Raw genomic sequence first — 24,303 nt, 5'->3', positions numbered from 1 at the left:
GGCGAAGCGATGAATATAGTGACTGAAGGTAAACAGACGAAAAAGAGGACCATACCCGGTTTTGGATTGACGATGGGGTTTACGCTGCTGTATCTCTCCATCATCGTTTTGATCCCGTTATCGATGGTTTTTCTAAACACATTTTCAATGGGGTTCCAGGATTTTTGGGCGACCATAACTGAACCAAGGGTTCTCGCTTCTTATAAATTGAGTTTCATGACAGCGTTAACTGCGGCCTTTGTGAACGCAGTTTTTGGTGTGTTAATTGCCTGGGTGCTTACTCGTTATGAGTTTCCCGGCAAACGGATCATCGATGGACTGGTTGATTTGCCTTTTGCCCTCCCGACTGCCGTGGCAGGAATTACGTTGACCACCTTGTATTCACCGAACGGATGGATCGGGCAATTTTTCAGCTTTAAAGTCGCTTTCACTCCCGCAGGGATCATCATCGCCCTTATATTTATCGGTCTGCCATTCGTGGTGCGGATGGTTCAACCGGTGCTTGAAAATATCGAAAAAGGGATGGAAGAAGCATCTGCCTCTTTAGGGGCGAATCGAATGCAGACATTCATTAAAATTATCTTCCCGGAATTGATTCCAGCGATATTGACGGGTTTTGCACTTTCTTTTGCGCGGGCACTTGGAGAGTATGGATCAGTTGTCTTCATTGCCGGAAATATGCCGTTTAAAACGGAGATTTCCCCTCTGATCATCATGACAAAGCTTGAACAGTATGATTATGAAGGTGCTACAGCAGTTGCAGCTGTCATGCTCATTATTACATTTATAATCTTATTCACCATCAATATCTTACAATGGTGGACCGGCAAAAGATATTCAGGGAAGTAGGAGGGATATGATGGAACATGATAATTCCGTTGTTGCACATGCGAATCACCCAGTCATGATTACGAGAAACGCAACTAAAGAGCCTAGATCCATTCAGTGGATCCTTATTTCCATTGTATTGCTATTTCTCACTTTGTTTTTAGTTGTCCCATTAATCGCGATCTTTGTAAAAGCCTTTGAAAAAGGTGCCGAAGCATATTTTGCGGCCATTGTGCATCCTGATGCCGTTGCTGCGATTAAGTTAACATTGATCGTTGTCCTTATCACCTTGCCACTCAATGCCATATTTGGAGTGGTTGCCGCATGGACCATAACAAAATACGATTTCAAGGGAAAAAACTTTTTAATAACATTAATAGATTTGCCTTTTTCCGTTTCACCCGTCATTGCCGGGTTGATTTTTGTCCTTTTGTTCGGCTTGCATGGAACACTTGGTCCGCTGCTCCAATCTCTGGACATTAAAGTGATCTTTTCAATACCAGGGATTGTCATCGCCTCCATTTTCATCACCTTTCCATTCATTGCGCGCGAATTGATCCCGCTCATGCAAAGCCAGGGGACGTCTGAAGAAGAGGCCTCACTCACGCTCGGTGCGGGAGGGTTTAAGACATTCTGGTATGTGACGCTCCCCAATATAAAATGGGGACTTCTATATGGAGTCATCCTTTGCAATGCAAGGATAATCGGGGAGTTTGGAGCTGTATCGGTCGTATCGGGCCATATACGGGGCATGACAAATACGATGCCGCTTCATATTGAAATCTTATACAATGAATATCAATTTTCGGCCGCTTTTGCCGTTGCATCCCTGATGTCCATCTTTGCAATCATAACCTTGATCATTAAAAGCTTCATAGAGTGGAAAACTGACTTTAAATCAACCAAAGCGAGATAGGAGGAATGAAATGAGTATCATCATTGAAAATGTTACAAAATATTACGGGTCCTATCAAGCACTCCGGAACATCGATTTGGAAATAAAGAGCGGTGAACTTGTAGCCCTGCTTGGCCCTTCAGGATCAGGAAAAACGTCATTACTGCGTATCATCGCGGGTCTTGAACAGGCTGAGAACGGAAAGATCCTTTTTAATGAAGAGAATTACACGCATAAACATGTAAAAGATCGAAATGTGGGTTTCGTCTTTCAGCATTATGCCCTTTTTCGCAATATGACGATTTTTGATAATATTGCCTATGGATTAAAGGTACGCCCTAGAAAAATAAGGCCCAGAAAAGAAGTTATTGCACAAAAGGTTACCGAATTGCTTCAACTCGTCAAGCTGGAAGGATATAAAGATCGTTATCCATCGCAATTATCAGGCGGCCAGCGCCAGCGTGTCGCATTGGCAAGGGCACTTGCCGTTGAACCGAATATCCTTTTGCTTGATGAACCATTCGGGGCATTGGATGCCAAGGTTCGCAAAGAACTTCGGCGTTGGCTTAGAAGACTTCACGATGAATTCAATGTTACAAGTGTATTCGTGACGCATGATCAGGAAGAGGCGATGGATGTTGCTGATCGGGTCGTTATCATGAATGAAGGGAAAATTGAACAGATTGGAACTCCGGAAGAAGTATATGATCACCCGGAAAATCCATTCGTTTATGATTTTCTTGGCAGTGTCAATCTTTTCAAGGGCAACGTTCACCAAGGGAAATTGGTAACCGGGAATGTGGAAATGAATGCACCGGGCAGTGAAGATGGAGCGGGAACTGGTTATGTAAGGGCTCATAACTTTATCATAGAAAGAGAACCAACAGAAAAGGATTCGATCGCATCCATTATTGACCACATCCATACAATTGGCCCGATTGTCCGGATAGAAGTCATTCGTCAGGATACAAACGAACCGCTTGAAATCGAACTGATGAAAGAACAATATTTGAAACTGGGAATAAGCAAAGGGGAAAAGGTATTCGTCCGACCAAAAGAATTGAAAGTTTTTGTCGACTTTATGGCTGGAATTTAAGGATGGGTCGAATATTGACGAAAAAACCGCTGATGAGCGGTTTTTTTTATGGGTATGCCAGCGGACCTACCAATACGAAAGGTAAAGGAGCTGTAATCTGTTACAAAAGGGCTTCCAAGCATTCGCAAGTAGTTAGTTTTGCCTGCCAATAGTCTATGGTCCCTTGGTTCCAAACACTAGATAGAAAGTCTTGCGTCTAATTAAGAGGTTAGTTATGTAAGATATTGGATGTTTTATCACGTGAAAAAGTCGAATTTTTATGTTTAATGTTAAAATTGAAATATAATTGTAATATTGTTATTACGCATTTGACAAAATGTGATGATATACTACGACTTAGATGAAAACATAGTAGAATTTAAGAAATGTATTTAATATTATCTCAACCATAGAAGATTACATAATGAGTAAAAAAAATAGAGAAGAGTTCCCAGCAATTTGTTTTGACTAAGTATTTTTCATAGAGAAAAAGAAGTGGGTCGATGGAAATGCAAGGGGAGGAAAGCAGGGGAAATGAGTTTGAAGAAAAAACTTATCGTATTGAACACGACAATTATGCTTGGATTAGGAAGCGCTTTTGCCATACCGTCTGTAAAAGCTGAATCTATCACGGACATTCAATCGCAACGTACGGGAATACAATCAGATATTTCAGAGGCGGAACAAGTTATTCAGCAATTGAAAAAAGAACAATCGAAAATGAATGCCCAAATTGCCCAGATCGAATCGGCCATGAAAGAAAACGATCAAAAAATCAAAGATACTAAACAAGAAATTAAAGACACCGAAAAAGATATAGAATCTTTAAAGAAAGAAATTAAAGCGTTGGAAGAAAGAATCGCAAAACGCGAGGAAGTCTTGAAAGAGCGCGCGCTTTCATTCCAAGAGAGCGGCGGGGACGTTGAGTACCTAGAAGTTGTGTTAGGTTCTAAAAGCTTTGGTGAATTCGTTAATCGTGTTGGAGCGGTAGCCACTATCGTTGAAGCAGACCAACAGATTCTTAGCGAGCAGGAAGCGGATAAAGCTGACTTAGAGAAAAAGCAAGCGACCGTTGAGAAAAAATTGCAAAGCCTTAAGGATATGGAAGTAGAGCTTAAAGGCATGCAATCTCAAATTAAAGATCAAAAGGCTGAAACTGTCGACATGAAGGCTAAGATTGAAAAGAAAGAATCGGAAACAGAAGCGCTAAAACAATCTTTAGAGAATAAAGATGCCGGTTTAGAAGCACAAATAGCATCCATCCGTGAAAATATCAAAAAAGAGGAAGAACGTAAAGCAGCAGAGAAAGCTGATCTTGACCGCGCTGCTGAAGAAGTGAATTCTTCAAATTCTTCCAGTGAAGAATCATCAAGCTCTTCTAACGAAGAATCATCAAGTTCTTCTAACGAAAAATCATCAAGCTCGTCCAAAGGCGAAGCTTCGGCAAAAGCTTCTTCTAAAGTTGAATCATCTTCAAATTCAGCTAAAAACAGTTCTGCTGCCAAACCTGCAGCAAACAAAACTGAAGCATCAAGCAAGCCAAGCAGTGCGAATACTGGATCTGCCATTACAGCAGGTTATAAATATATCGGTAACTCCACATATAAATTTGGTGGCGGAAGAACGGCATCCGATATCGCTAACGGTTTATTCGATTGCTCAGGATTCGTTGCATGGGCTTATAAACAAGCAGGTGTGAACCTTCCAGCCAGTACGGATGCATTGAAAAGTGCAGGACGTCAAGTATCTAGCAGTCAAAAACAACCTGGAGATTTAGTATTTTTCAATACGTATAAAACTGATGGGCATGTTGGTATTTATGTCGGTGGCGGCAAATTTATCGGTTCCCAAAGTTCAACAGGTGTTGCAATCGCCAATATGTCTAGCGGATATTGGGCAGGTAAATTCAACGGCCGTGTCGTTCGTGTAAACTAATCGTTCAAAAATAAGCAGGGGGAAAATCCTCCTGCTTATTTTTTTTGAAAAAAATCAAAAAAAATGAAACTTATTTTGAATTTCAACGTAAATACTATAAGATAAAACAAGGATAGGTGATGTGGACTTTCAGTAAATCTGGGAAAACATATAAGAAACAACATTTCATACTATTAAACGGAGGAATAAAAACATGATGAAAAAACTTATGGCTGCATTACTTACAATTACACTAGCATTCTCGCCTGTCGGCACTTATGTATTCCAGGATCATGCGGAGTCTGTCGATGCGAGGGGCTACAAGTCCGGTAAAAGAAGCTTTAACAGCAACAACAATAATAATTCGAATTTCCAAAATAAAGAAACGAAGAAATCCGATGCTACTACTGCCAATAAAGCTAAGACTGGAAACACATTTGCAAAAGGCGGTTTAATGAAAGGACTTATGTTAGGTGGACTGGCAGGTTTACTTTTTGGCAGCCTATTCGCCAATATGGGAATGCTTGGTTCTATACTTGGTCTATTAATCAACGTGTTGGCGGTTGTGGTATTAATCGTTGTAATCCGTAAAATATTCACATATTTCAAAGATAAGAAGAAGAAAGAGGATGCAAATCCATGGAGAGGCTAAAGATTTCCGAACAAGATATCATCAATGCGGTTTGTGTTTACATTTCCCGTAAAAAGCAGGTACAACCCAATGAGGTAGAAGTGGAGTTAATGTATGATGATGATTATGGCTTTTCGGCGGAAGCGTTTGTGGAAGGCCGGAAACAAGTGTTAATTACCATCAACTTGATAGAAGCGCTGCGTTTATGGCTGGATGAATACATGAATAAAGATCCATACTCGGGCATTGAACTTGTTTTGGATGATGAAGAAGGCATAGTGGCTTTAGTAAGTGAAAGTAATAGATAAGTAAAAAAGGGTGCCGTAACGGCATCCTTTTTTTTATTTAATAAGGTATAAGTCGATCGGTACGAATGCTAGATTGCCAACATAAATATAAGATAATGAATTATATTTTCCATTTGTTGCAAAAAATGGTCGGTGGAAGTAGGATTAATATATGTTCAAGTCAAAGGAGGAGAATAAGTGACAGGTTACATAGAAGATATCACTTTTTTAAATGAAAAGGCCCTAAAATTCGGCAATGAAAAAGTGGAAGCGATACTTGCGCCGTCTTTAGGAAGCAATCTGCTTTCGTTTAAGTACAAGCAAAAGGATATTGAGGTGCTGCGAACTCCTGTTAGTCTGGAAGAGTATAAAAAGGCTCCCATTTTATACGGAATGCCTATCCTGTTTCCTCCTAATCGAATTGAAGATGGTCAATTTACATATAAGGGCACTGAGTATAGGTTTCCGGTAAATGAAAGGGAAAAATTCAATCATATACATGGTTTTTTACATGACAAGCCTTGGCAAGTCTGCAAAAGGGAAGTGAGCGGGAAAGAAATCATCATTAATACTGAATTTTCAAGCAGTGAATTTGATCTAAAAGATAGCTTTCCACAAGATATCACTGTGAATATGTCTTTATCTTTAAGGGCTGAAACATTGGATATAAAATTGGAAATCACCAACAAGGGCATTGAACCCTTTCCGTGGGGGGCTGGTTATCATACTGTATTCAATTTTCCATTTGGAACAGGGGGGAGATTGGAGCATTGCAGAATATCTCTTCCCATCAATAAACATTGGGAGTTGAATGAAAGGTCATTGCCCACTGGTGCAATTCATGAAACGGCCGATACACTTGAAATCCAAAACGGCTTTAGCTTGGAGGGCCGGCTGTTTGATGACCTATTTGGCTATGATGAGGAAAGAGCCCTCGAAAACGAGTGCATTCTCACTGACCAAAAGGCTGGCATACAGGTCATCTATCATGCTGATCAACAGTTTAAGTTTTGGGTATTATTCAACCAGGAGGGGTACGTCTGTCCTGAACCATATACATGGGTAACGAATGCTCCTAATTTGGATTTGTCAGCAAAATTGACTGGATTGAGGGAGTTAGGATCAGGTGAAACGGTTCAGCTGAGAACTTTATTGTCAATAAAGGATATATAAAAAAACACCTTGGCACTTATTGATGCCAAGGTGTTTAAGGTTATGCCTTTTTTCTCATCCAGAGTGGGTATAGGACGATTCCGAATACATATAAGGCAATGCCAAGTATGAATGTATTCATATCGGCTGTACCTGTCTTGATGACCCAGATCGAGTAGATTAACGCCAGGATGGTGATGATTCCATCACGTACCCTTGAACCTTTCATGATGTCATAGGTTTCCCCAGTCATGACCAGTTTCAATTGATACAGAACGGATGCAAGATACGGGATCAAGTAAGCGAGTGTAGCGACGATCATCGAAAATTTATAAGCCTCCAAAATCGTACCCGAAATAGTGGAGAATAAGAATATTTGTGTCATGATATTTGTTATTGTCATAGAACGGACGGGTGTGCCATTTTTGTTCGCTTTCGCAAAATAGGCCGGAAACAGATCCGATTTCGCTGCCTGATATGGAACCTCAGATGCAACGACAATCCATCCGATTGTCGATCCCAATAAGGAAATGACGGCAAGTGCAGCCATTAAATACGTGCCGCTTGAACCAACAACTGCTTGTAGTGCGTCAACAAGCGGTTTTTGTGATATTTTCAAATCGTCTTGTGATATGGCACCCATCGTCAATAAAGTAATGCCGATATAAATGGCAACAGCGATAAGTAAACCAAGAATCGTCGCTTTCTTTACATCATTTTGTGACTTGGCACGGTTTGAAAGCATGACGGCAGCTTCAATACCGATGAAGGCCCATAATGTTGAAATCGCAGCAGCATTCACTTGATCACCTAAAGAGATGGCTGAACCAGCCTTATCATAAAATTCAGCTCCGTTTCCTAGATTGGAAGTATCGAAGATGAATATCGTGATAATGATGAAGAATAAGAATCCAAGCACTTTGGTAACTGTAGCAAAAAGATTCATTTTCCCGGCACTGTTAAAACTTCTTACCAAGATTGCCTGAATCCCCCAAAGGGCAATGGAACATACCGCAAACGTTAATGCTTTACCTAGTTCAAGTTGAAACGAACCCGCTGTATAAATCACTTTCGTACTATGCATCACCGGGAAAAACGTTGATAGGTAACCAGCAAATGAGATGATGACAGAAGCTGTCGCAGCCCAATTCGCAGCCCAATAGCCCCAAGCCATGCTATACCCTGAAACCCTTCCTTTAGCAGGAGACTTAAATAATGATTGAGCATAACTTTGCGGTCCAGCCTTCAAATCCGGTTTCCGGATTGCCAGGTTACCAAACACCAAGGCTATTAGAAAAACTCCCAGTCCAGTAACAATCCATGCCAATGTGGCCCCTAATGGACTGGATACCTGTGCTAATTGAGCAGGGAGCATGAAAATTCCGCCGCCGACCATATTTCCAATTACGAAAGTGGTCAAAATCAATAAACCCCATTTTTTATTTACCATTTATATCGAACCTTTCTTAAATACAAAGTGTGTGTTTATACCGACAACTTATACTAAAATAGTATATCTCAAATAGTTTAGTTTGGTAAAGTGGTAAATAAGTAAAATGTAAAACGCAGACTAATCAGAAAATTTAAACGCATGATTGACAATAGGAGAAAAATGGATTATATTAGTAAATACCAAGTTAATTGGTAAGAATAATATGGTTTGTTGCTTGGATCGTATTTTTCTATAACATAAGCATCCCGAATATTGCCGATTAGTCAACTAAAGGCACCCTTACATCTAATCTAATTAGATGGCGGGTGCCTTTTATTTATAGTGAGGGGGGGAATATGGAGTTCCTATTAACTGGTTATTCTTATTAGGATAGTAAAGTGATGAGGATATGATAGGTAAACCAAGTTCTCAAGAAAACATTGAAAGTGGGAAGCACCTGCGCTTTTCATGTGATCACTTTTAACATTAGGCATGAAACGAAGCTTTATTACCAGTAGTGAAGGGGAGAGATATTATGGAAAAGAAAGAAGAATTGAAAATCAGGCATATCATTTCAAGCTTGGAAGATCTGCAATATGGATCAGTTTTAATAACCGTACATGACGGTAAAATCACACAGGTGGATACAACCGAGAAGAAACGATTTCCATTAGCGAAGAGCCGGACAGTTAATGCCAGATGAATATCTGTTATTAAGGGAGCTTTCGATAGGAAGGCTCTCAGACTGTACCAAACTCGATGAAAATCGAGTTTTTCTATTTTTATGGCTTGTACAATTTGGACGTTGATTTCCACTCTAGGCACTCGCTTTCCGCGGGCTGTCGGGGAGCCTCCTCGGCTTTCGCCTGCGGGGTCTCCCCTAGACGCGCTTTTCCCGCAGGAGTCTCGTACCTTCCGTTCCAATCAACTATGTTTAAAATTTTTCTTTGCGTACGATTTTCTTTTCAAATTTGTGCTTATTCGCACACGAGCATATCAAGGACGTCTTCAAGATGAAATCAATCAAGGTCGTGAAAACCATGGAAAGAAGCCTTTTTCACCAGATAAATGTGATAAGGAAGAAACCAGAGCAATTATAGAAAGTACAACGGATCCTGAGAGAGGCTACTATGTGAAAGATGAACCAACAAAACAGTTTGCCTATTCATTCCACGCGACCGCAGACCGCAACGGTTTTGTATTGGGAACGATTGTAACACCTGGTAATACACATGACAGTCATATTTCGGGGCCACTTGTTGAGCAAGTGATTGAGAAAGGTGGAAAACCAGAAGCAGTTGCCGCTGATGCAGCTTACAAAACACCAGCGATTACAAGCTACCTATTTAACAAAGAAATCACACCGGCTTTACCCTATGCACGTCCTCGAAAAAAAGAAGGATTCTTTTGCAACCATGAATATGTTTAAGATGACTCTTTGATTGTTATCTTTGCCCTTTGGAGAAACTTTAAACTACTCAACAACAAATAAAGAGGGCTATCGCGAGTATAAATCGCCAAAACAAATTTGTGCAACATGCTCATATTTATCACGGTGTACAGAAAGCAAAGACCATCAAAAAGTAGTGACACGGCATATCTGGCAAGCATATGTGGGAGAAGCAGATCATCTGCGTCATCATCAAGATGTAATACCTATATATGTGAAACGCAAAGAAACGATTGAGCGTGTATTCGTAGATGCAAAAGAAAAGCATGGTATGCGTTGGATTACTTTAAGGGGACTTAAAAAATTGTCGATGCAAGCGATGCTTACTTTCGCTGTCATTAATTTAAGGAAGATGGCCACGTGGACATGGCAAGGTCCTAACCTACAAACTGGCTACCCTTCAATAGGAAGGCTCTTTTTTTACACAAAAATTTATTCAATTTGAATGTATAAGAAGATTGTACTGCTTTTAACATGGTAGAATAAGTTAGGGTATAAGGGATTTTTATATTGTGATTAAAGATATATAAGGGAGGAACAGGGGATAGATGACCTTACAGACTATAGAACATGATATCTTGGCATTAGTTGAAACATTTAATGGGAGAATCGCATATAAAATTGAGAATGGACTTGGGGACACGATTGGATATCACGAGCATGAATCCTTTCAATCAGCGAGTTTGATCAAAATACCAATGATCATTGAAGGCTATCGTCAAAGTGAACAAAAGAAAATCTATTTGAACCAACCAGTGACAATCCCGCCTAATGAAGTGACAGGGGGATCAGGGGTCCTGCATGTCTTATCGAACAAGGTATTTTTAACCGTAGAGGATTTATTGACATTGATGATAACCGTTTCCGACAATACATCCACGAATATGATGATGAACCTGCTGGGCTTTGAGGAAATCAATCAATGCATCAAGGAACTTGGTTTGAAAAATACTGTCCTTGAACGAAAAATGCAGGATTTTAAGGCACTAAAAGAAGGGCGCGACAATACCATATCGGCGGAAGATACGATTACCTGCTTAAAAGCCATACATACAGGCAACTTTTTAACGAAAGAAAGCCAGGAAAGAATTTTGCGTGTATTTGACAACCAGCAATTAAGGGATAAACTTCCATCACTGATGGGCAGAGGGGTCAAGGTCGCAAGCAAAACGGGCGGAATTCGGGGTGTTGCCCATGATTGCGCAATCATTCGGTCAGAAACACAAACTGTTTATGCTGCAGTTCTTACCGAAGATATGAAATCAGAGGAAGAAAGCCGTCAAGTAATCAGTAAAATTGGAAAACTGATATATGATGATATGGTTGCAGAATAAACTGTTGAATTCAAGATTTTTGGAAGAGCGGGAAGTCCTTCATGATTTCCCGCTCTTCGATCTTAGTTATGAGGGAGTCAGTGGGAAAGCATGTTATATAAGAAAGGAAAAAGAAACGGGGAAAAACTTTAAAGAAATTTTGTGTAATTAGTGTCATTGCAGTACTGGGGTATTTTGGTTTTTTGCACATGAAAATTCAAGAAACCATTCACCAGCAAATTCCGGAAATATGCCGATTATCTCATCATTCTTGGAGCAAGGGTCAAAGGCTCGGTGCCATCATTATCCTTACAATACAGGATTGATAAAGCTGCAGAATATTTATCGGCTAATAATCATACAGTGGCCATTGTATCTGGCGGCAAAGGACCGGGAGAAGACATATCGGAAGCAAAAGCAATGCAACAGGGGCTAATCGCCCAAGGAATTGAAGAAGCACGCATCATGATGGAAGACAAATCTACAACAACCCACGAAAATATTGTTTTCATATCTACCGGGCAGTCGAAATAGCAAAAATAGAAGGCTTGGACATGAAAGGAATGCCGGCAAAGACACCAAAAGTGTCACTATTGAAATCATACACCCGTGAATATCTGGCCATTACCAAATACTATTTGACCGAGTTGGTTGGGAGGTCAATTTGAATGATTTTAAAGATGTGGGGTGCTTTCATTCGACTTCAACGACAACATTAGGAACTTCCCAAAAATCTTTCTCTTGATAAATCTCCTTAAGTGTTTTATAAACGGGATACCCAGTATAAGAAATCTCGACCCGTTCATCAGCATCCACTTCTTCCACATCTATATCATCAACAAAACCAAGTTGATCATCGATTTCCATTAAATAATATCCGAGTGCCTCATACCCGCTATAGGCTACAATAACCTTACTGTCAAAACCGCTATTAGAAACTTTGTAATATTTCATTAAGTGACCTCCTTGTTGATAATTCTTTAAGTGAAAATCGTACGGTTTCTTATTACTCTGATATACCCATTAATTACTATGTGAATCATTAAATTGGATAAATAAAGAAAATAAGAAGGCAAAAAGAATGTGAAGCCAACTTAAAATATCACTGGATAATTTGCTATCTGCATCAATTCATGTTAATCTAATAAAGAATTGTTTTTGGTTGTGGAAGAGGATACTCGTTATTTTCCAAATGATTAAAAATAGTAATACAATGTGTGTTATGCACTAGGAGGCAACAACAATGGAACAAGGTACAGTTAAATGGTTTAATGCAGAAAAAGGTTTTGGATTTATCGAACGCGAAAACGGAGACGATGTATTCGTACATTTCTCAGCTATCCAAAGCGAAGGCTTCAAATCTTTAGACGAAGGTCAAAAAGTAACTTTCGAAGTTGAGCAAGGTGCACGTGGAGCTCAAGCTGCTAACGTTCAAAAAGCTTAATTTTAAAATTAAATCGTAACCTATATGAACAGACTTCCTCGATGGGAGTCTGTTTTTTATTGTGCTAAAAAATGAAAGCAAAAAAAAATCCCACTCTGACTGAGTAGGTTTTTAGTGACTTGTCATTAAGCTTTTTTTAATTCTTCTTCAAAGAAAAAAGTAGTCGGATGTTCTTTAACAGTATAAGAATATCTCTTCATGTTTTTTACATATGCCCATTTATTAATGGTTACTGATTCATTAGTATCCTGAATAGTTACTGTTTCACCAGTATTATACTTATTGCTTTTCAATTTAGCCACCCTCTTTAATAATAGTATAACATATTTGGCAATGAAAGATGTGTTCAAGATATTCCAATGATATATGAGGTGTGTAAAATCATCAGGCTTTCATTATTTTGAATGATATAAAGAGGAAGTTAAAGTGTGATGTTTTAGCGATTGCAGAAGGAGAAGGGCGGATTGCGTTTTTTTTTTTGCTTGAACAAGGAATGGATGTCACAGTTTGGATTATGGGGAGTCAGTTTTCGGAAGTATATTTCATTTATCAATTACTGTAGAAAAGCGAAGGCTTTTTTGTATGACCCGGAAGAGTTTTTAGCGACTTTTGAGGGATTGGCGAAGCGAATGAGTCATATTCTCTTTATGGGTGAGGCTGTCCGAAACAAGAGGAATCTTCATAAAGGGGGGGATGACATGTCATTCAGTTTGCTGGACAAAAGCTCAAGCCTGTTGGTGATTAAGAAAAGGGAAAATATGTGTGAAATCGTCTGAATAAAAGGAGCAATTGGGCAGGTTTTTACATAGAGAGATTGATTAGAACTAACAATTTTTTTAGGCGTATTTTTATGCTTCATTAAAATGAGGTTTAATATACTCTTAACGCTTTGTAATTTTTAAATGCGGAGGGTCAGAAGCTATGACAACTATAAAGGTATACTACAGATAAGACAAGAATACCAGATTGGCATCCATATCAAGATAAGAATTTTAATAAGGAAAATTTCAGGGAACTACAAATTGATAGAGATTTTATATAATTCAGTGGGGTAAAAAAAAGTTTAATCTTTCTTCAATTTTTTATCTATGGTATAGTTAAAAGAATTGGGAATTTTTACAATAGTTTTCTTAAAATGTTTTCTTTTAACAGTAGACTTTCCTCCAATATATATTTTAAGTTGATCAGTACATTTAGAGTATTATATAAATATAATAGGTTAGTCAATTTTAAAGGGTTAGAAAGACAGTACACTTAAGTAAAAAGAAAATAATAAAGAGGTGATAGATCTTGTCTTTATTTTATTATTATGGGCTGTTAAAGGTGAAGGAAGAGCAACTTCAAAGGCTAAACAAATCCCATACCCAACTTCAAGGTATCAAACAGGAATTTTCGAGTTATAGAATGTCACTTAAAAGTCCTGAATTTTCGGCATTTACTTGGCAAGGTTCACTTGCAACAAAATTTGAATACATACGAAATGAAGGAATGTTTCATTATTACCAAGATATAGAGTCTCAGTTGATCAATATTTTTTCTACAATAGGTAGTAAAATGCTACATTTAGAAAGCGAAATTACTTCAATTAAACAATCTATTGCCTTATTAGAGTTACAATTAGCAGAGGAAAAAGCTCTAAAGAAATATAACTAAATTTTGATAATAAAATTTATTTTTTTAACTAAATTAGATGAGAATATAAACTCCATTAGAATGTCATTACAATTGTTCAATAACCCTTGCTAATATTCGAGATTGAATCTATAAGGAATAAATTAAAGAGTAGCAAACATTTACTGTTAAAACTGTAAATTCCTTTTTTAAAAACAATAGTAAAGTAGTGGTGAAAATGGCAGAAATAAAAATTGAATATAACAATATCGAAAATGTATTAAAGATGATGGAGTCAGCGTCTGATTCTTTTGAGCCGCATTTGCCTAAGAATTTAGTGCAAAATAGCCGATTGGACATATTACAAGAAATCGATGGAATTAACACACTATTAGAGAAAATAATGGAAGACTATAAAAATCTTTTAACTAATAATGAATTAATGGTCCAAAAATCTGTGGAGTATATGAAAGAAAGCGATGAATTCTTGAAAACCATTATGTCGGTTAATGCTATTGCAGAGGTAAGAAAATGAAAGTATTAGATGTTTCAAGTTTACTTGTTTCCCTTAATCAAACTGTTAATTCAATTGAAAAGAAAATTGAAGGTATAGAGGTCATCGAAAAGTCCATACAAGAGTTGGTAAAGCTTGATGATTCTTTTAAAGGAAAGGGCGCAGAATCTATTAAGTTTTTCTATAAATCATGCCATCTGCCATTTACGTTAAAATTAAAACAAGTATTTACATCCTACAAAGCTAAACTATTGGCATGCAAAGAAGCAACAAAATCGTTTGAACCAAATGAAGAAGGGTTTATTCATCAAGAATTTCTTCAAGGTGAACTAATTACTAGTATTATTCAATCTCAAAATTTTACTAGTGATGTTACATTGGACGCTAATAGAGTAATATCAAGTGTATCTGATATTGTTGAATTAAACTCTTTAGATGATACAGAATTTAATAATCAAGTCTTAAAAGCAAAAAGTTCTGTTCTTCAGACAGTTAATCAATTAGAAGAGTTCGATCAACAAAATAGTTCATCTTTAAGTGAAGTAATGAGTGATCTACAACTATTAGCCAACTATGTAAATGAAATAGATTCTAAAATAGGCAGTAGTCATGGAAGTTTGGAGAATTTTAGTCCTCTACAACTTTTAGCAAGTTCGTCTCATTCATTATTAATTTCAAGTATAAAAACTTCACCCTTACAATCTTTTGAAAATACTAACACCCCTTATAATGAGTCTTTACAATCTATATTTATTTTAGATCCATATGGACAATACCAGTATAGTTGGTTAGGCCTTAACTTTTATCCAAATAAGGGGACTACTGAGCTTAATAAGAAGATAAATAATTCTAATAAAATGGAATCTAATTATATGGTTGGAGAAAAGACCAATAATGGTAATTTTACATTTGAAGCTTCGGTAGGTAAAACAGAGAATGATTGGTCTGGGTTTGAAGGTGTGAAAAACGGTAGTGATCAAATTGGTGGAAGCAGCTCATTAACGGGAATCCATGTTAGCGTAGAACATGACACAAGCATAATTGATAGCAGTTTTAACCAAGATATTGGAATGGCGGAGGCTCAAGCCAGTGTAGGCGGTAAAAGTATTCTTCCTGTTGTAAAAGCTGGTGGAGCCGTTTATAATGCAAAAGTGAAATCGCAGCTTGATAAGGAAATTGATTACGTAGGCAGTACCGGGGTAGAAGCTAAAGGGGAAATTCTTAAAGCGAATGCTTACGCTGGAATAGATAATAGTTCTATCGGGTTTGGGGCAAAAGCGGCAGTAGCTGAAGGTGAAGTTTCAGGAATCTTTCCACTTCCTTTTACAGACTATACAATAAAGGGAACAGCTGGTGCTTCAGCATTCGGAGCAGGTGGCGAGGCTAAGATTGGGAAAGAAATTGTACTTGACCTTCGATTATTGATAGGAATTAAGCTTGGATTAAGTTTTGAAAAAGAATAAAAATAATTAGTTTGAAAGGAGTTATTTATTAATGACAAAAGAGGTTAATTCTTTAATTATTGATAAAGGAAATGAATTGTTACCAATAGGGACAATAGTTTTGCTTGATATATTTCCACAACCATTAATGGTTTATGGAAGAATGCAACAACAAGCTGAAAAAGATAGTGTATGGGAGTATGTAGCTTGCCCCTATCCTCAAGGCCACATTTCTGATGAAAGTAACGTTTTTTTTAATCATGGACAAATAAAACAAGTGATTTTTAAGGGATTCGAATCTGAGGGTGAAAAGCTAATGAAAGAAAAGCTAAAGTCACTAGATTTAAGGAAACATTCAGATGAAAAAAATCATTAATTGGTTCATAGAACCATACCAAATAGTAAAATTAGAGTTTCAGTATTTAGCGCAATTAAAAAAGAACGAAACAACCTCAAAAAAGGAAATTAATAGAATATACCAATTGCAAGTTTTTAACGCAATGATGTTCTTAGTGTATTCTTTATTTTTTATAGCCTTTTTTGTATATATAGTTTTGCTTTTTATTGTGAAATGGTATGCACTTTCGGGAATCTTCGTTGGACTTTTAATGATGAGCATCATAAAATTGATCCAAAAGAAGGGATACTTAAAACGTCGGGACGCATTTATAAAAAACGATCCAGCTTTAATAAAATCTTAGAACTAAGAGAGGACAGGTACTTTTGAAAAAATTCATATTAATCATATTTACAATTTCTTTGTTACTTGTAGGTTGTAGTGAAAACTCTTCATTGGAAAATCCATCCGAAAAAGAAAAGACTAAAACTGAAGCCACATCAAATGGAAACAAGCAATCATTTGAGGATAAACAACAAGAAATTGTTAATTTTATAAACAAGGATATACAAGAAATAGTAAGTTATGAAACAGAAGCAAATCAAGTATTATCAACTGTATCGGGTGATAATTATCATAATGATGAAGAATTATATGAGGTACTTGCAAACAAGGTTATACCGACCTACCAAAAAGCAGTAAATAAAGCAAAAACACTAGTTGTAGAAGTTGAAGAATTAAAACCTTTAAAAGCTAAAATTGAAGAAGCTACAGGTATATATTATGATGCTTTAGTGCTTGAAAAAGAGGGCTTGGAAAAAAAGGATACGGAACTAATAAATCAATCAAATGCCAAAGGGCAAGAATATAAAAAAGTGATAACTGAGTACCATGTAGAGATGAAGAATCTTGCCAAAGAGTACAATATCGATTATGAACAAGAATCGGCTAAGTAACTTTAATTTGATTCAAGCTGTGTAAAAAATGATTATTTACCTAGAAACATTAAACCCTAGTCTTTTTTAAAAGATAGAATTAGTAAGCCAAGACTTGTCGATTGTTGAATCTCTATTTCATTAAAGAATTCAAATAGAGATTGTTTTGCTATTTAAATACATAAGATTGAACCTATAATAAGTAAATGTGGTTCTTAAAGACCTTGTCATAGAGAATGCTGACAAGGTCTTTTAATATTGAGTAAATTCTATTAGGCAAGGTAAAAATAATGAAAAAGAGGAAATACTCGGCGGTACAATCTCCCTAACAAAATTCAGGATCAGAGTTTTTAGGTTAAATGATGATGTTGAAAACTTAGCAATAAAGCTAGGGTTACCTACAATTCGTTTTCATGATTTAAGGCATAAACATGTTACGATGTTAATCAAACAAAATGTGAATGTAAAGGTCATTTCAGAGCGAGTTGGACATACATCCATTCAGATTACGCTAGACAAGTATAGCCACGTGCTTCCTAGTATGCAGAAACACGTGGCTGATGAACTTGATAATTTGTTTAAAATTAAAGAAATGTGACCATTTTTGTGACCATTCAAGGTTTTAGACCTTCAAAACCCCTCTATAACAACACTTTAATTAAAACGCCCAATCCCCATTACGGAAGACAGGTTCCGAAGATCAAAAGGATAAAAATGGAAAAGATAAGAAAAACTACTTTTTTGTGATCACATGTGACCACTGTGTTACCAGAGATAGTGCAGTTATAATAAGCCTAAACAGTTAATAAAGTTCCCTTAGAATAAGCCACTTCCAATCTTAGAGAGAGGCTTATTTGTATTCCTTTATCCAAAGCCATTGTATAATTAGAAGCAATTGGAAAAGAAATAATCTGGTGAGAATCCTCCATAGGGTGAGCGGATTGGAGAGCAGAAAGGGGTAGAGCAATTGTATAAAGAAAATGGATCAAGCTTTCGCTACACTTGATAATTACTTCCAGATTATATGGCAAACTGGCTACAAAAAAACGGAAGCTATTTAATAGGTTATACGAACTGATTACTATCAAAATATTGGCTTATTCAAACGACCTTAACATTCATATAAAAAAGAAGTTCCATTTATTTTTGGAACTTCTTTTTGTATTAAAATGAATGGAAACCCTAAATCACGAACTTTCAGACCGATTTTTTAGTATTATTTATTTCGTTACAGGAGCGGTCACACCTTTGGTCACTAACTGGTCACAACTCCTTTAATAACGCATGTTTTTGGGTTTCAAAAGTGGTCACTAAGTTAGTCGAAAACGTCTTGATAACGTCACATTCTCATTCCCAACCCCAAATAACCTAAACCTTCTTACTAATCCGCTCCACAATCTCCATTAAATCATCAGGGCTATGAAATTCAATTGGCGAAAACCTTTATCAAAATGAATTGTATCAGTTTCTATCATCAATAGATACTTCCTGTTAATTTCCTTGAATGGAAGCTATCTCTGAAATCGGTTAAGATTCCTTTGATAGATGTACTGCCAAGTTTCATTCGCAGCTCGGTTTCAGATGTATTGCTCAACAATCCGGGCAGTGGCTTCGACGACTTGGTGGATTTCAAAGTGTTCCTGGATTTCCCTATTGGCGCTCGTTTCCTTTTGAATAAGTTGCTAGAATTTTTCTTGAATAATTAGATAATCAATTTGCCTTTTTTGTGTGTAGCGTGACAAAAGAATGAACCATGCTGTCTGAAATTGCATTAAATATATTAACAATGAAAAGAGGTGAATTATATGTCTGGTTCTGGTTCTAGATCTATTGATGTAGTTACGATTCTTTGGGAAAGAGCTACGTTAATACCTTTAGCTCAGCGTACAATTGTACAAGCTGAAACAATTGGAAGTGCTGCTCCTTGTGATGACAAATTAGAGACTGGTGATTCCTACAGAGCTGCTGTACGTTGTTTACTTGGAAATAGATTTGTACAAGTATTGAACCTTGACTTCGGGCGAACCGGAGTTGCCGTGTTCATCCGCTTATTCTAGGATATTAATGGGGGCAAAGTATTTTTTATAAATACTTTGTCTTTTTTATAAATACACAAGGCACTATGTAAGGTTGATTGGAGCGGAAGTGCGGACTCCTGCGGGAGCACCGGCCGCTCCGCGGAAAGCGAGCATTTGGAGGGGAAATCAACCAACCGCATTACGTAGGAAGCGAAACATTATCTTAATGAATTTCTAGCGAGTGTTGATCCGATTAAATTACCATTTGATCAATTTATTCAAGACTTGTTGATTTGTAGCGGCAGTACATATCAAAACTATTAACCCTAGACTTGGTAGTGTAGAATATTTTTATTTTCAAAGCGGGTTGGTTATACAACTGTTCAAAATTACGTTATATAAATAGCCACGTGCTTCCAAGTATGCAGAAACACGTGGCTGATGAATAGTGACCATTTCTGGGTACACTCAAGGTTTTAGACCTTCAACCCTTCTATATCAACACTTTAATTAAAACGCCCAGTCCCCATTACGGAAGACAGGTTCTGAAGTGCCGTCCTGTTTGATGCCGTCGATGTTCATTTTCTCCGATCCAATCATGAAATCCACATGTGTAAGGCTTTCATTCAGACCATTTTCTGCAAGCTCTTCTGGACTCATGTTTTTTCCGCCTTCAATACAGAAAGCATAGGAGCTGCCGATAGCGAGATGGTTTGATGCATTTTCATCGAATAATGTATTGAAGAATAAAACATTCGATTGGGAAATCGGTGAGTTGAATGGAACAAGTGCGACTTCACCAAGATAGTGTGAACCTTCATCCGTTTCAACCAATTGCTTTAGGATTTCTTCCCCTTCTTCAGCTTTTACTTCAATGATCCGTCCTTCCTTAAAGGTCACGGAAAAATTATTGATGATGTTTCCGCCGTAACTAAGTGGTTTCGTACTGGAAACCGTACCGTTAACGCCTGTTTTCAATGGAACTGTAAACACTTCTTCGGTTGGCATGTTAGCCATGAATTCATGACCCTGTACGTTAACGCTTCCTGCTCCGACCCAAAGATGTTTGTCGGGTAACTCAATTGTCAAGTCGGTTCCAGGAGCCGTGTAATGCAATTTTTGGTAATGCTTATCATTTAAATAATCCACCTTTTCATGCAGGGTATCATCGTGTTTTTTCCAGGCCTCTACAGGGTCCTTCACATCAACACGAACTGCTTTGAAAATGGCTTCCCATAGGAGGTCAACTCGTTTACCTTCTGCTTCCTCAGGGAATACTTTATCAGCCCAAGCCTTTGAAGGGACGGCAACTATGGACCAACTCACTTTATCGGATTGCATATACTGACGCCACTTCTTCAGTGCAGTTCCGGATGCTTTTTGGAAATTGGCAATCCTTTCAGGCTTTACACCTTTTAATAAGTCCGGGCTGGAGGAGATGACGGATAGATAGGCAGCACCGTTTTCTGCAAGTTCGATCGTTTCTTCTGCACGCCATTTTGGATACTCGTGGAACACCTCGTCCGGAGCCAGTTCATATTTGGTACGTGAAACGATATCGTCATTCCAATTAACGATGACATTGCGCGCACCGTTCTCATATGCCTTTTTTACAATGAGACGCACAAGTTCAGCGCCCTCTAATGTTGTGTTTACGACCAAGGTTTGGTCTTGCTGGATGTTAACGCCGACTTTTACGGCAAGTTCTGCATATTTTTCTAAATTCGTTTGAAAATCACTCATCATTTTAAAACTCCTTTTCCATTTTCTACATTTATAATTGTACTTATTGTGATATAAAAAAGAAACTTTTTACACGGATGTGAAAATTAATAGTATACGAAGGAGTTCATTTGCAACATAAGTTCGCTCAGGCTCCAGCAGCTATTTTGTCTATCTTGCATTTTACCAAAACTAAAGTAGGAAAGACTATTGAAAAGGTTGGAATAGTTGAATAATTCATGATTCTGTATAGTGAATCAATGGACTGAAAGAAAGAGGGCCTCTTTGAGACCCTCTTTCTTATAGTCAAAAAATCACTTGCCCAAATTAATCCAAACGCTTTTCACTTCAGAATAGTTGTCCAGTGCATAAGATCCCATTTCACGTCCGATTCCGGATTGTTTGTAGCCGCCGAAAGGGGAAGCTGCGTCGAACGCGTTATAACAATTCACCCATACTGTACCGGCACGAAGTTTTCCTGCAACATAATGGGCATTGGCTATATCGCTTGTCCATAAGCCGGCAGCCAATCCATATTCACTGGCATTTGCACGGTTAATGACATCATCTAAATCATCGAATGGCATTGCCGCTATGACCGGTCCGAAAATCTCTTCTTTGGCAATCGTCATATCCTCTTCAACACCAGCGAATATAGTAGGAGAAACAAAGTAGCCTTGTTCACCCGGTTTATTTCCGCCGACAAGTACTTCCGCACCCTCGTTTTTCCCTTTTTCAATATAACCCATTACCCGATTTTGCTGCTCCTCGGAAACAAGCGGTCCAATTTGTGTACTTGGATCCAGACCTATCCCTTGTTTGATGTTTTTTGCATGGCTGGCCATATCGGCAACCACATTATCATAATGTTTCTTTTGAATATAAACCCTTGAACCGGCACAGCATACCTGACCTTGGTTAAACATGACCCCATTCAAAGCTCCAGGGATGGCTTTTGAGAAATCAGCATCAGGCAGGATGATGTTTGGCGATTTCCCTCCAAGTTCCAATGTGACCCGTTTCAAGGAGTATGAAGCGGAGCGCATGATCAATTTTCCAACTTCGGTCGAACCGGTAAATGCAATTTTATTTACTTGCGGATGATCGACAAGTGCTTGTCCGGCAGTTTCACCAAAACCGGGAACGATATTGACGACCCCATCAGGGAAACCGGCTTCAGCTAATAATTCAGCCAGGTAAAGAGCGGAAAGCGGTGTTTGCTCAGCAGGCTTTAATATGACCGTACAACCTGTAGCAAGTGCCGCTCCCAGTTTCCACATCGCCATAAGAAGCGGAAAGTTCCATGGGATGATTTGGCCAACAACACCAACAGCCTCGTGTTTTGTGTAGTTAAAGTAATTTCCGCTTACCGGGATGGTCTGTCCAACAATCTTGGTGGACCAGCCAGCAAAATATCTCATATGTTCTATTGCTAAAGGAATGTCGGCATTGGTCGTTTCACTGATTGGTTTCCCATTATCCAACGTTTCCAATTGAGCAAGTTCAGTTTTATTTTCTTCCATTAAATCGGCTAGTTTATACATAAGTCTACTGCGTGCAGCTGCGCTCATTCTTGACCAAGGACCTTCATCGAATGCTTTGCGTGCAGCTTTGACGGCTAAGTCGATATCTTCTTTATCCGCTTCATAAACATCGGCAAGCTTTTGTCCTGTGGCAGGATTGGGAGTGGAGAAGGTTTTTTTTGAAGCACTTTCTACAAACTGACCATTAATATAGAGCTTTTTTGGTCCTGTTAAAAATTTTTGCAGCTTTCCACTTACTTCTAACGTTAGATTTGTCATTAATTACCCTCCTGAATAAAATGATTATCTTGGGCTAAACATGATGACTTATTGTTAACGCTATGATTGCCAATTTTTATGATAAATGAAAAAAAGGGAATATTCAATCTATAACATTCGACAGAATATCCAAGATTTCTTCATCAATAAAATATTTTTTGTCATGACATGTGTATTTACTATAGCGAAAATGAAAGTTAATAGTTAAAATGAATAAGGATAAAATAACAAGAAGGTCTAAAGTTCTTCAGGAGGAATATATGGGAAATGATGCGAAAATGATATCGCAGCGTAAGTTACTTGGTGTTGCGGGTCTTGGATGGATGTTCGATGCACTTGATGTCGGTATGCTTTCTTTCATTATAGTTGCTTTAAGACAGGACTGGAACTTAACCAGTGAGCAGGTTGGCTGGATTGGGAGCATAAACTCCATAGGAATGGCTGTTGGAGCTGTATTCTTTGGTGCGATGGCCGACAGGGTCGGACGGAAGAATGTTTTTATCATTACACTATTATTGTTTTCAATCGCAAGTGGCCTGTCTGCAGCAGTCAGTACACTCAGCTTGTTCTTGATCTTGCGATTTTTGATTGGAATGGGACTTGGAGGAGAACTTCCGGTTGCCTCGACATTGGTCTCTGAAAGTGTTGAAGCGAGTAAAAGGGGAAGGGTCGTCGTCCTTCTTGAAAGCTTTTGGGCGGTTGGCTGGATTTTGGCAGCACTCATATCCTATTTCATCATACCGGCTTATGGTTGGCGGGTTGCTTTGTTATTGAGCGCTGTACCCGCTTTATATGCGCTGTATCTGCGCTTGAAACTGCCGGATTCACCGAAGTATACGGAACTTGAAAAAAAGCAGAGACCATCTGTATTAAGCAATATGAAAAGTGTCTGGAAAAAGGAATACTCCCGTCAGACTCTTGTGTTGTGGGTTTTATGGTTTTGCGTCGTCTTTTCTTATTATGGGATGTTTTTATGGCTTCCAAGTGTGATGGTCCTAAAAGGGTTCAGCATGATTCAAAGCTTTGAATATGTATTGATCATGACGCTTGCACAGCTTCCGGGCTATTTTTCAGCTGCATGGCTGATAGAGAAGTTGGGCCGTAAATTCGTTTTGATCACATACTTAATTGGAACGGCCGTCAGTGCCTTTTTCTTTGGATCGGCAGAGGGGCTGGCACTGCTGATAGTTTCCGGAATGTTCCTATCTTTCTTCAACCTAGGGGCATGGGGTGCACTTTATGCGTATACTCCTGAGCAGTATCCAACAGCAGTTCGTGGTACAGGTGCTGGTTTAGCCGCAGGAATCGGCAGGATCGGCGGTGTCCTGGGACCGTTGCTTGTAGGCTATTTAGTTGCTGCCGGCACCCCGATTTCATCGATTTTCACCATTTTTACAATTGCTATTTTAGTGGGGGCAGTTGCCGTAGCTTTTGGGAAGGAAACAAAGAATACCGTTTTGACATAAACAAAAGGATGGGGACTGTATTCAGTCCCCATCCT

24 protein-coding genes and 3 pseudogenes are annotated in these 24,303 nt (G+C 38.3%); 22 read left to right on the top strand and 5 right to left on the bottom strand.

Translation table 11 applies throughout. The features are described 5' to 3' along the window. Positions 1 to 9: 9 nt before the first annotated feature. From cysT to MPH60_RS15675, 7 genes are all read left to right on the top strand, one after another. Entirely contained in the window at positions 10 to 849 is an 840-nt protein-coding gene (gene cysT, locus MPH60_RS15705) for a sulfate ABC transporter permease subunit CysT (RefSeq protein WP_063232096.1), read from the top strand. A gap of 55 nt (positions 850 to 904) precedes the next feature. Continuing rightward, positions 905 to 1,744, top strand: a complete 840-nt coding sequence (gene cysW / locus MPH60_RS15700) for a sulfate ABC transporter permease subunit CysW (protein WP_241590580.1) — start codon at positions 905 to 907, stop codon at positions 1,742 to 1,744. Between the two features lie 10 nt (positions 1,745 to 1,754). Further along, the gene (locus MPH60_RS15695) at positions 1,755 to 2,819 is read left to right on the top strand and encodes a sulfate/molybdate ABC transporter ATP-binding protein (RefSeq protein WP_241590534.1); all 1,065 of its coding nucleotides are present in this window, start codon (positions 1,755 to 1,757) and stop codon (positions 2,817 to 2,819) included. 519 nt (positions 2,820 to 3,338) lie between these two features. Then, a complete protein-coding gene (locus tag MPH60_RS15690; protein WP_241590533.1) occupies positions 3,339 to 4,733 on the top strand; it encodes a C40 family peptidase in 1,395 nt (464 codons plus the stop codon). Between the two features lie 196 nt (positions 4,734 to 4,929). Continuing rightward, positions 4,930 to 5,364 carry a hypothetical protein gene (locus MPH60_RS15685; RefSeq protein ID WP_241590579.1) on the top strand — a complete coding sequence of 145 codons (435 nt, stop codon included), beginning with the start codon at positions 4,930 to 4,932 and terminating at the stop codon, positions 5,362 to 5,364. Then, positions 5,352 to 5,651 carry a YxcD family protein gene (locus MPH60_RS15680; RefSeq protein ID WP_241590532.1) on the top strand — a complete coding sequence of 100 codons (300 nt, stop codon included), beginning with the start codon at positions 5,352 to 5,354 and terminating at the stop codon, positions 5,649 to 5,651. Before MPH60_RS15685 ends, MPH60_RS15680 begins: the two co-directional genes overlap by 13 nt. A gap of 177 nt (positions 5,652 to 5,828) precedes the next feature. Next, complete coding sequence (locus MPH60_RS15675) at positions 5,829 to 6,803, top strand: aldose 1-epimerase (RefSeq protein WP_241590531.1); 975 nt, start codon at positions 5,829 to 5,831, stop codon at positions 6,801 to 6,803. A 40-nt stretch (positions 6,804 to 6,843) separates the two neighbouring features. Here MPH60_RS15675 and MPH60_RS15670 read toward each other — a convergent pair whose 3' ends face one another. After that, complete coding sequence (locus MPH60_RS15670) at positions 6,844 to 8,232, bottom strand: amino acid permease (RefSeq protein WP_241590530.1); 1,389 nt, start codon at positions 8,230 to 8,232, stop codon at positions 6,844 to 6,846. A 517-nt stretch (positions 8,233 to 8,749) separates the two neighbouring features. On the opposite strand from MPH60_RS15670, the gene MPH60_RS15665 reads away from it, so the two are divergent. The 4 genes and pseudogenes from MPH60_RS15665 (at position 8,750) to MPH60_RS15650 (ending at position 11,645) form a co-directional block, all read left to right on the top strand. Then, on the top strand, positions 8,750 to 8,917 hold the full coding sequence (locus tag MPH60_RS15665; protein ID WP_241590529.1) for a YezD family protein: 168 nt from the start codon (positions 8,750 to 8,752) through the stop codon (positions 8,915 to 8,917). 264 nt (positions 8,918 to 9,181) lie between these two features. Further along, positions 9,182 to 10,109 (top strand): annotated as a pseudogene (locus MPH60_RS15660) (transposase); the annotation flags it as partial. A 103-nt stretch (positions 10,110 to 10,212) separates the two neighbouring features. Continuing rightward, positions 10,213 to 10,998, top strand: a complete 786-nt coding sequence (locus MPH60_RS15655) for a serine hydrolase (RefSeq protein WP_241590528.1) — start codon at positions 10,213 to 10,215, stop codon at positions 10,996 to 10,998. Positions 10,999 to 11,186: 188 nt separating this feature from the next. Next, positions 11,187 to 11,645: pseudogene (locus MPH60_RS15650) on the top strand (YdcF family protein). A 25-nt stretch (positions 11,646 to 11,670) separates the two neighbouring features. On the opposite strand, the gene MPH60_RS15645 reads toward MPH60_RS15650, so the two are convergent. Continuing rightward, positions 11,671 to 11,931, bottom strand: coding sequence for a hypothetical protein (locus tag MPH60_RS15645; protein ID WP_241590527.1), 261 nt, complete (start codon positions 11,929 to 11,931; stop codon positions 11,671 to 11,673). Positions 11,932 to 12,220: 289 nt separating this feature from the next. Here MPH60_RS15645 and cspC point away from each other — a divergent pair, with 289 nt between their 5' ends. Beyond that, entirely contained in the window at positions 12,221 to 12,421 is a 201-nt protein-coding gene (cspC, locus tag MPH60_RS15640) for a cold shock protein CspC (RefSeq protein ID WP_034314312.1), read from the top strand. Positions 12,422 to 12,546: 125 nt separating this feature from the next. On the opposite strand, the gene MPH60_RS15635 is transcribed toward cspC, so the two are convergent. Continuing rightward, positions 12,547 to 12,714 carry a hypothetical protein gene (locus MPH60_RS15635; RefSeq protein WP_164855016.1) on the bottom strand — a complete coding sequence of 56 codons (168 nt, stop codon included), beginning with the start codon at positions 12,712 to 12,714 and terminating at the stop codon, positions 12,547 to 12,549. A 171-nt stretch (positions 12,715 to 12,885) separates the two neighbouring features. Here MPH60_RS15635 and MPH60_RS15630 point away from each other — a divergent pair, with 171 nt between their 5' ends. The 9 genes and pseudogenes from MPH60_RS15630 to MPH60_RS15590 all read left to right on the top strand — a co-directional run bounded on the left by MPH60_RS15630 (position 12,886) and on the right by MPH60_RS15590 (position 19,317). Continuing rightward, positions 12,886 to 13,197 (top strand): hypothetical protein, encoded by a 312-nt coding sequence (locus MPH60_RS15630; RefSeq protein ID WP_241590526.1) that lies wholly within the window; start codon positions 12,886 to 12,888, stop codon positions 13,195 to 13,197. A 514-nt stretch (positions 13,198 to 13,711) separates the two neighbouring features. Then, positions 13,712 to 14,074, top strand: coding sequence for a YwqH-like family protein (locus MPH60_RS15625; protein WP_241590525.1), 363 nt, complete (start codon positions 13,712 to 13,714; stop codon positions 14,072 to 14,074). Positions 14,075 to 14,270: 196 nt separating this feature from the next. After that, positions 14,271 to 14,567 (top strand): DUF5344 family protein, encoded by a 297-nt coding sequence (locus MPH60_RS15620; RefSeq protein WP_241590524.1) that lies wholly within the window; start codon positions 14,271 to 14,273, stop codon positions 14,565 to 14,567. Beyond that, complete coding sequence (locus tag MPH60_RS15615) at positions 14,564 to 16,009, top strand: LXG domain-containing protein (RefSeq protein ID WP_241590523.1); 1,446 nt, start codon at positions 14,564 to 14,566, stop codon at positions 16,007 to 16,009. The genes MPH60_RS15620 and MPH60_RS15615 overlap by 4 nt, the downstream gene beginning before the upstream one ends. A gap of 31 nt (positions 16,010 to 16,040) precedes the next feature. Continuing rightward, positions 16,041 to 16,364, top strand: coding sequence for a DUF4176 domain-containing protein (locus MPH60_RS15610; RefSeq protein ID WP_241590522.1), 324 nt, complete (start codon positions 16,041 to 16,043; stop codon positions 16,362 to 16,364). Next, positions 16,348 to 16,689 (top strand): hypothetical protein, encoded by a 342-nt coding sequence (locus MPH60_RS15605; RefSeq protein ID WP_148357100.1) that lies wholly within the window; start codon positions 16,348 to 16,350, stop codon positions 16,687 to 16,689. Before MPH60_RS15610 ends, MPH60_RS15605 begins: the two co-directional genes overlap by 17 nt. 22 nt (positions 16,690 to 16,711) lie before the next feature. Next, entirely contained in the window at positions 16,712 to 17,281 is a 570-nt protein-coding gene (locus tag MPH60_RS15600) for a hypothetical protein (protein WP_241590521.1), read from the top strand. Between the two features lie 334 nt (positions 17,282 to 17,615). Continuing rightward, positions 17,616 to 17,858 (top strand): annotated as a pseudogene (locus MPH60_RS15595) (tyrosine-type recombinase/integrase); the annotation flags it as partial. 1,207 nt (positions 17,859 to 19,065) lie between these two features. Beyond that, positions 19,066 to 19,317 carry a hypothetical protein gene (locus MPH60_RS15590; RefSeq protein WP_241590520.1) on the top strand — a complete coding sequence of 84 codons (252 nt, stop codon included), beginning with the start codon at positions 19,066 to 19,068 and terminating at the stop codon, positions 19,315 to 19,317. Positions 19,318 to 19,788: 471 nt separating this feature from the next. On the opposite strand, the gene MPH60_RS15585 is transcribed toward MPH60_RS15590, so the two are convergent. After that, positions 19,789 to 21,021 carry an aminopeptidase gene (locus tag MPH60_RS15585; protein WP_241590519.1) on the bottom strand — a complete coding sequence of 411 codons (1,233 nt, stop codon included), beginning with the start codon at positions 21,019 to 21,021 and terminating at the stop codon, positions 19,789 to 19,791. Positions 21,022 to 21,314: 293 nt separating this feature from the next. Next, positions 21,315 to 22,802, bottom strand: a complete 1,488-nt coding sequence (locus MPH60_RS15580) for an aldehyde dehydrogenase family protein (protein ID WP_241590518.1) — start codon at positions 22,800 to 22,802, stop codon at positions 21,315 to 21,317. Between the two features lie 260 nt (positions 22,803 to 23,062). Here MPH60_RS15580 and MPH60_RS15575 point away from each other — a divergent pair, with 260 nt between their 5' ends. Beyond that, a complete protein-coding gene (locus tag MPH60_RS15575; protein ID WP_241590517.1) occupies positions 23,063 to 24,268 on the top strand; it encodes an MFS transporter in 1,206 nt (401 codons plus the stop codon). Positions 24,269 to 24,303 lie beyond the last annotated feature (35 nt).

The sequence above is a fragment of the Peribacillus sp. Aquil_B1 genome (assembly GCF_022603275.1).
GTDB lineage: Bacteria > Bacillota > Bacilli > Bacillales > DSM-1321 > Peribacillus.
The sequence above is the reverse complement of the archived record's forward strand: the minus strand, read 5'-3'. Positions and strand labels throughout refer to the sequence as shown.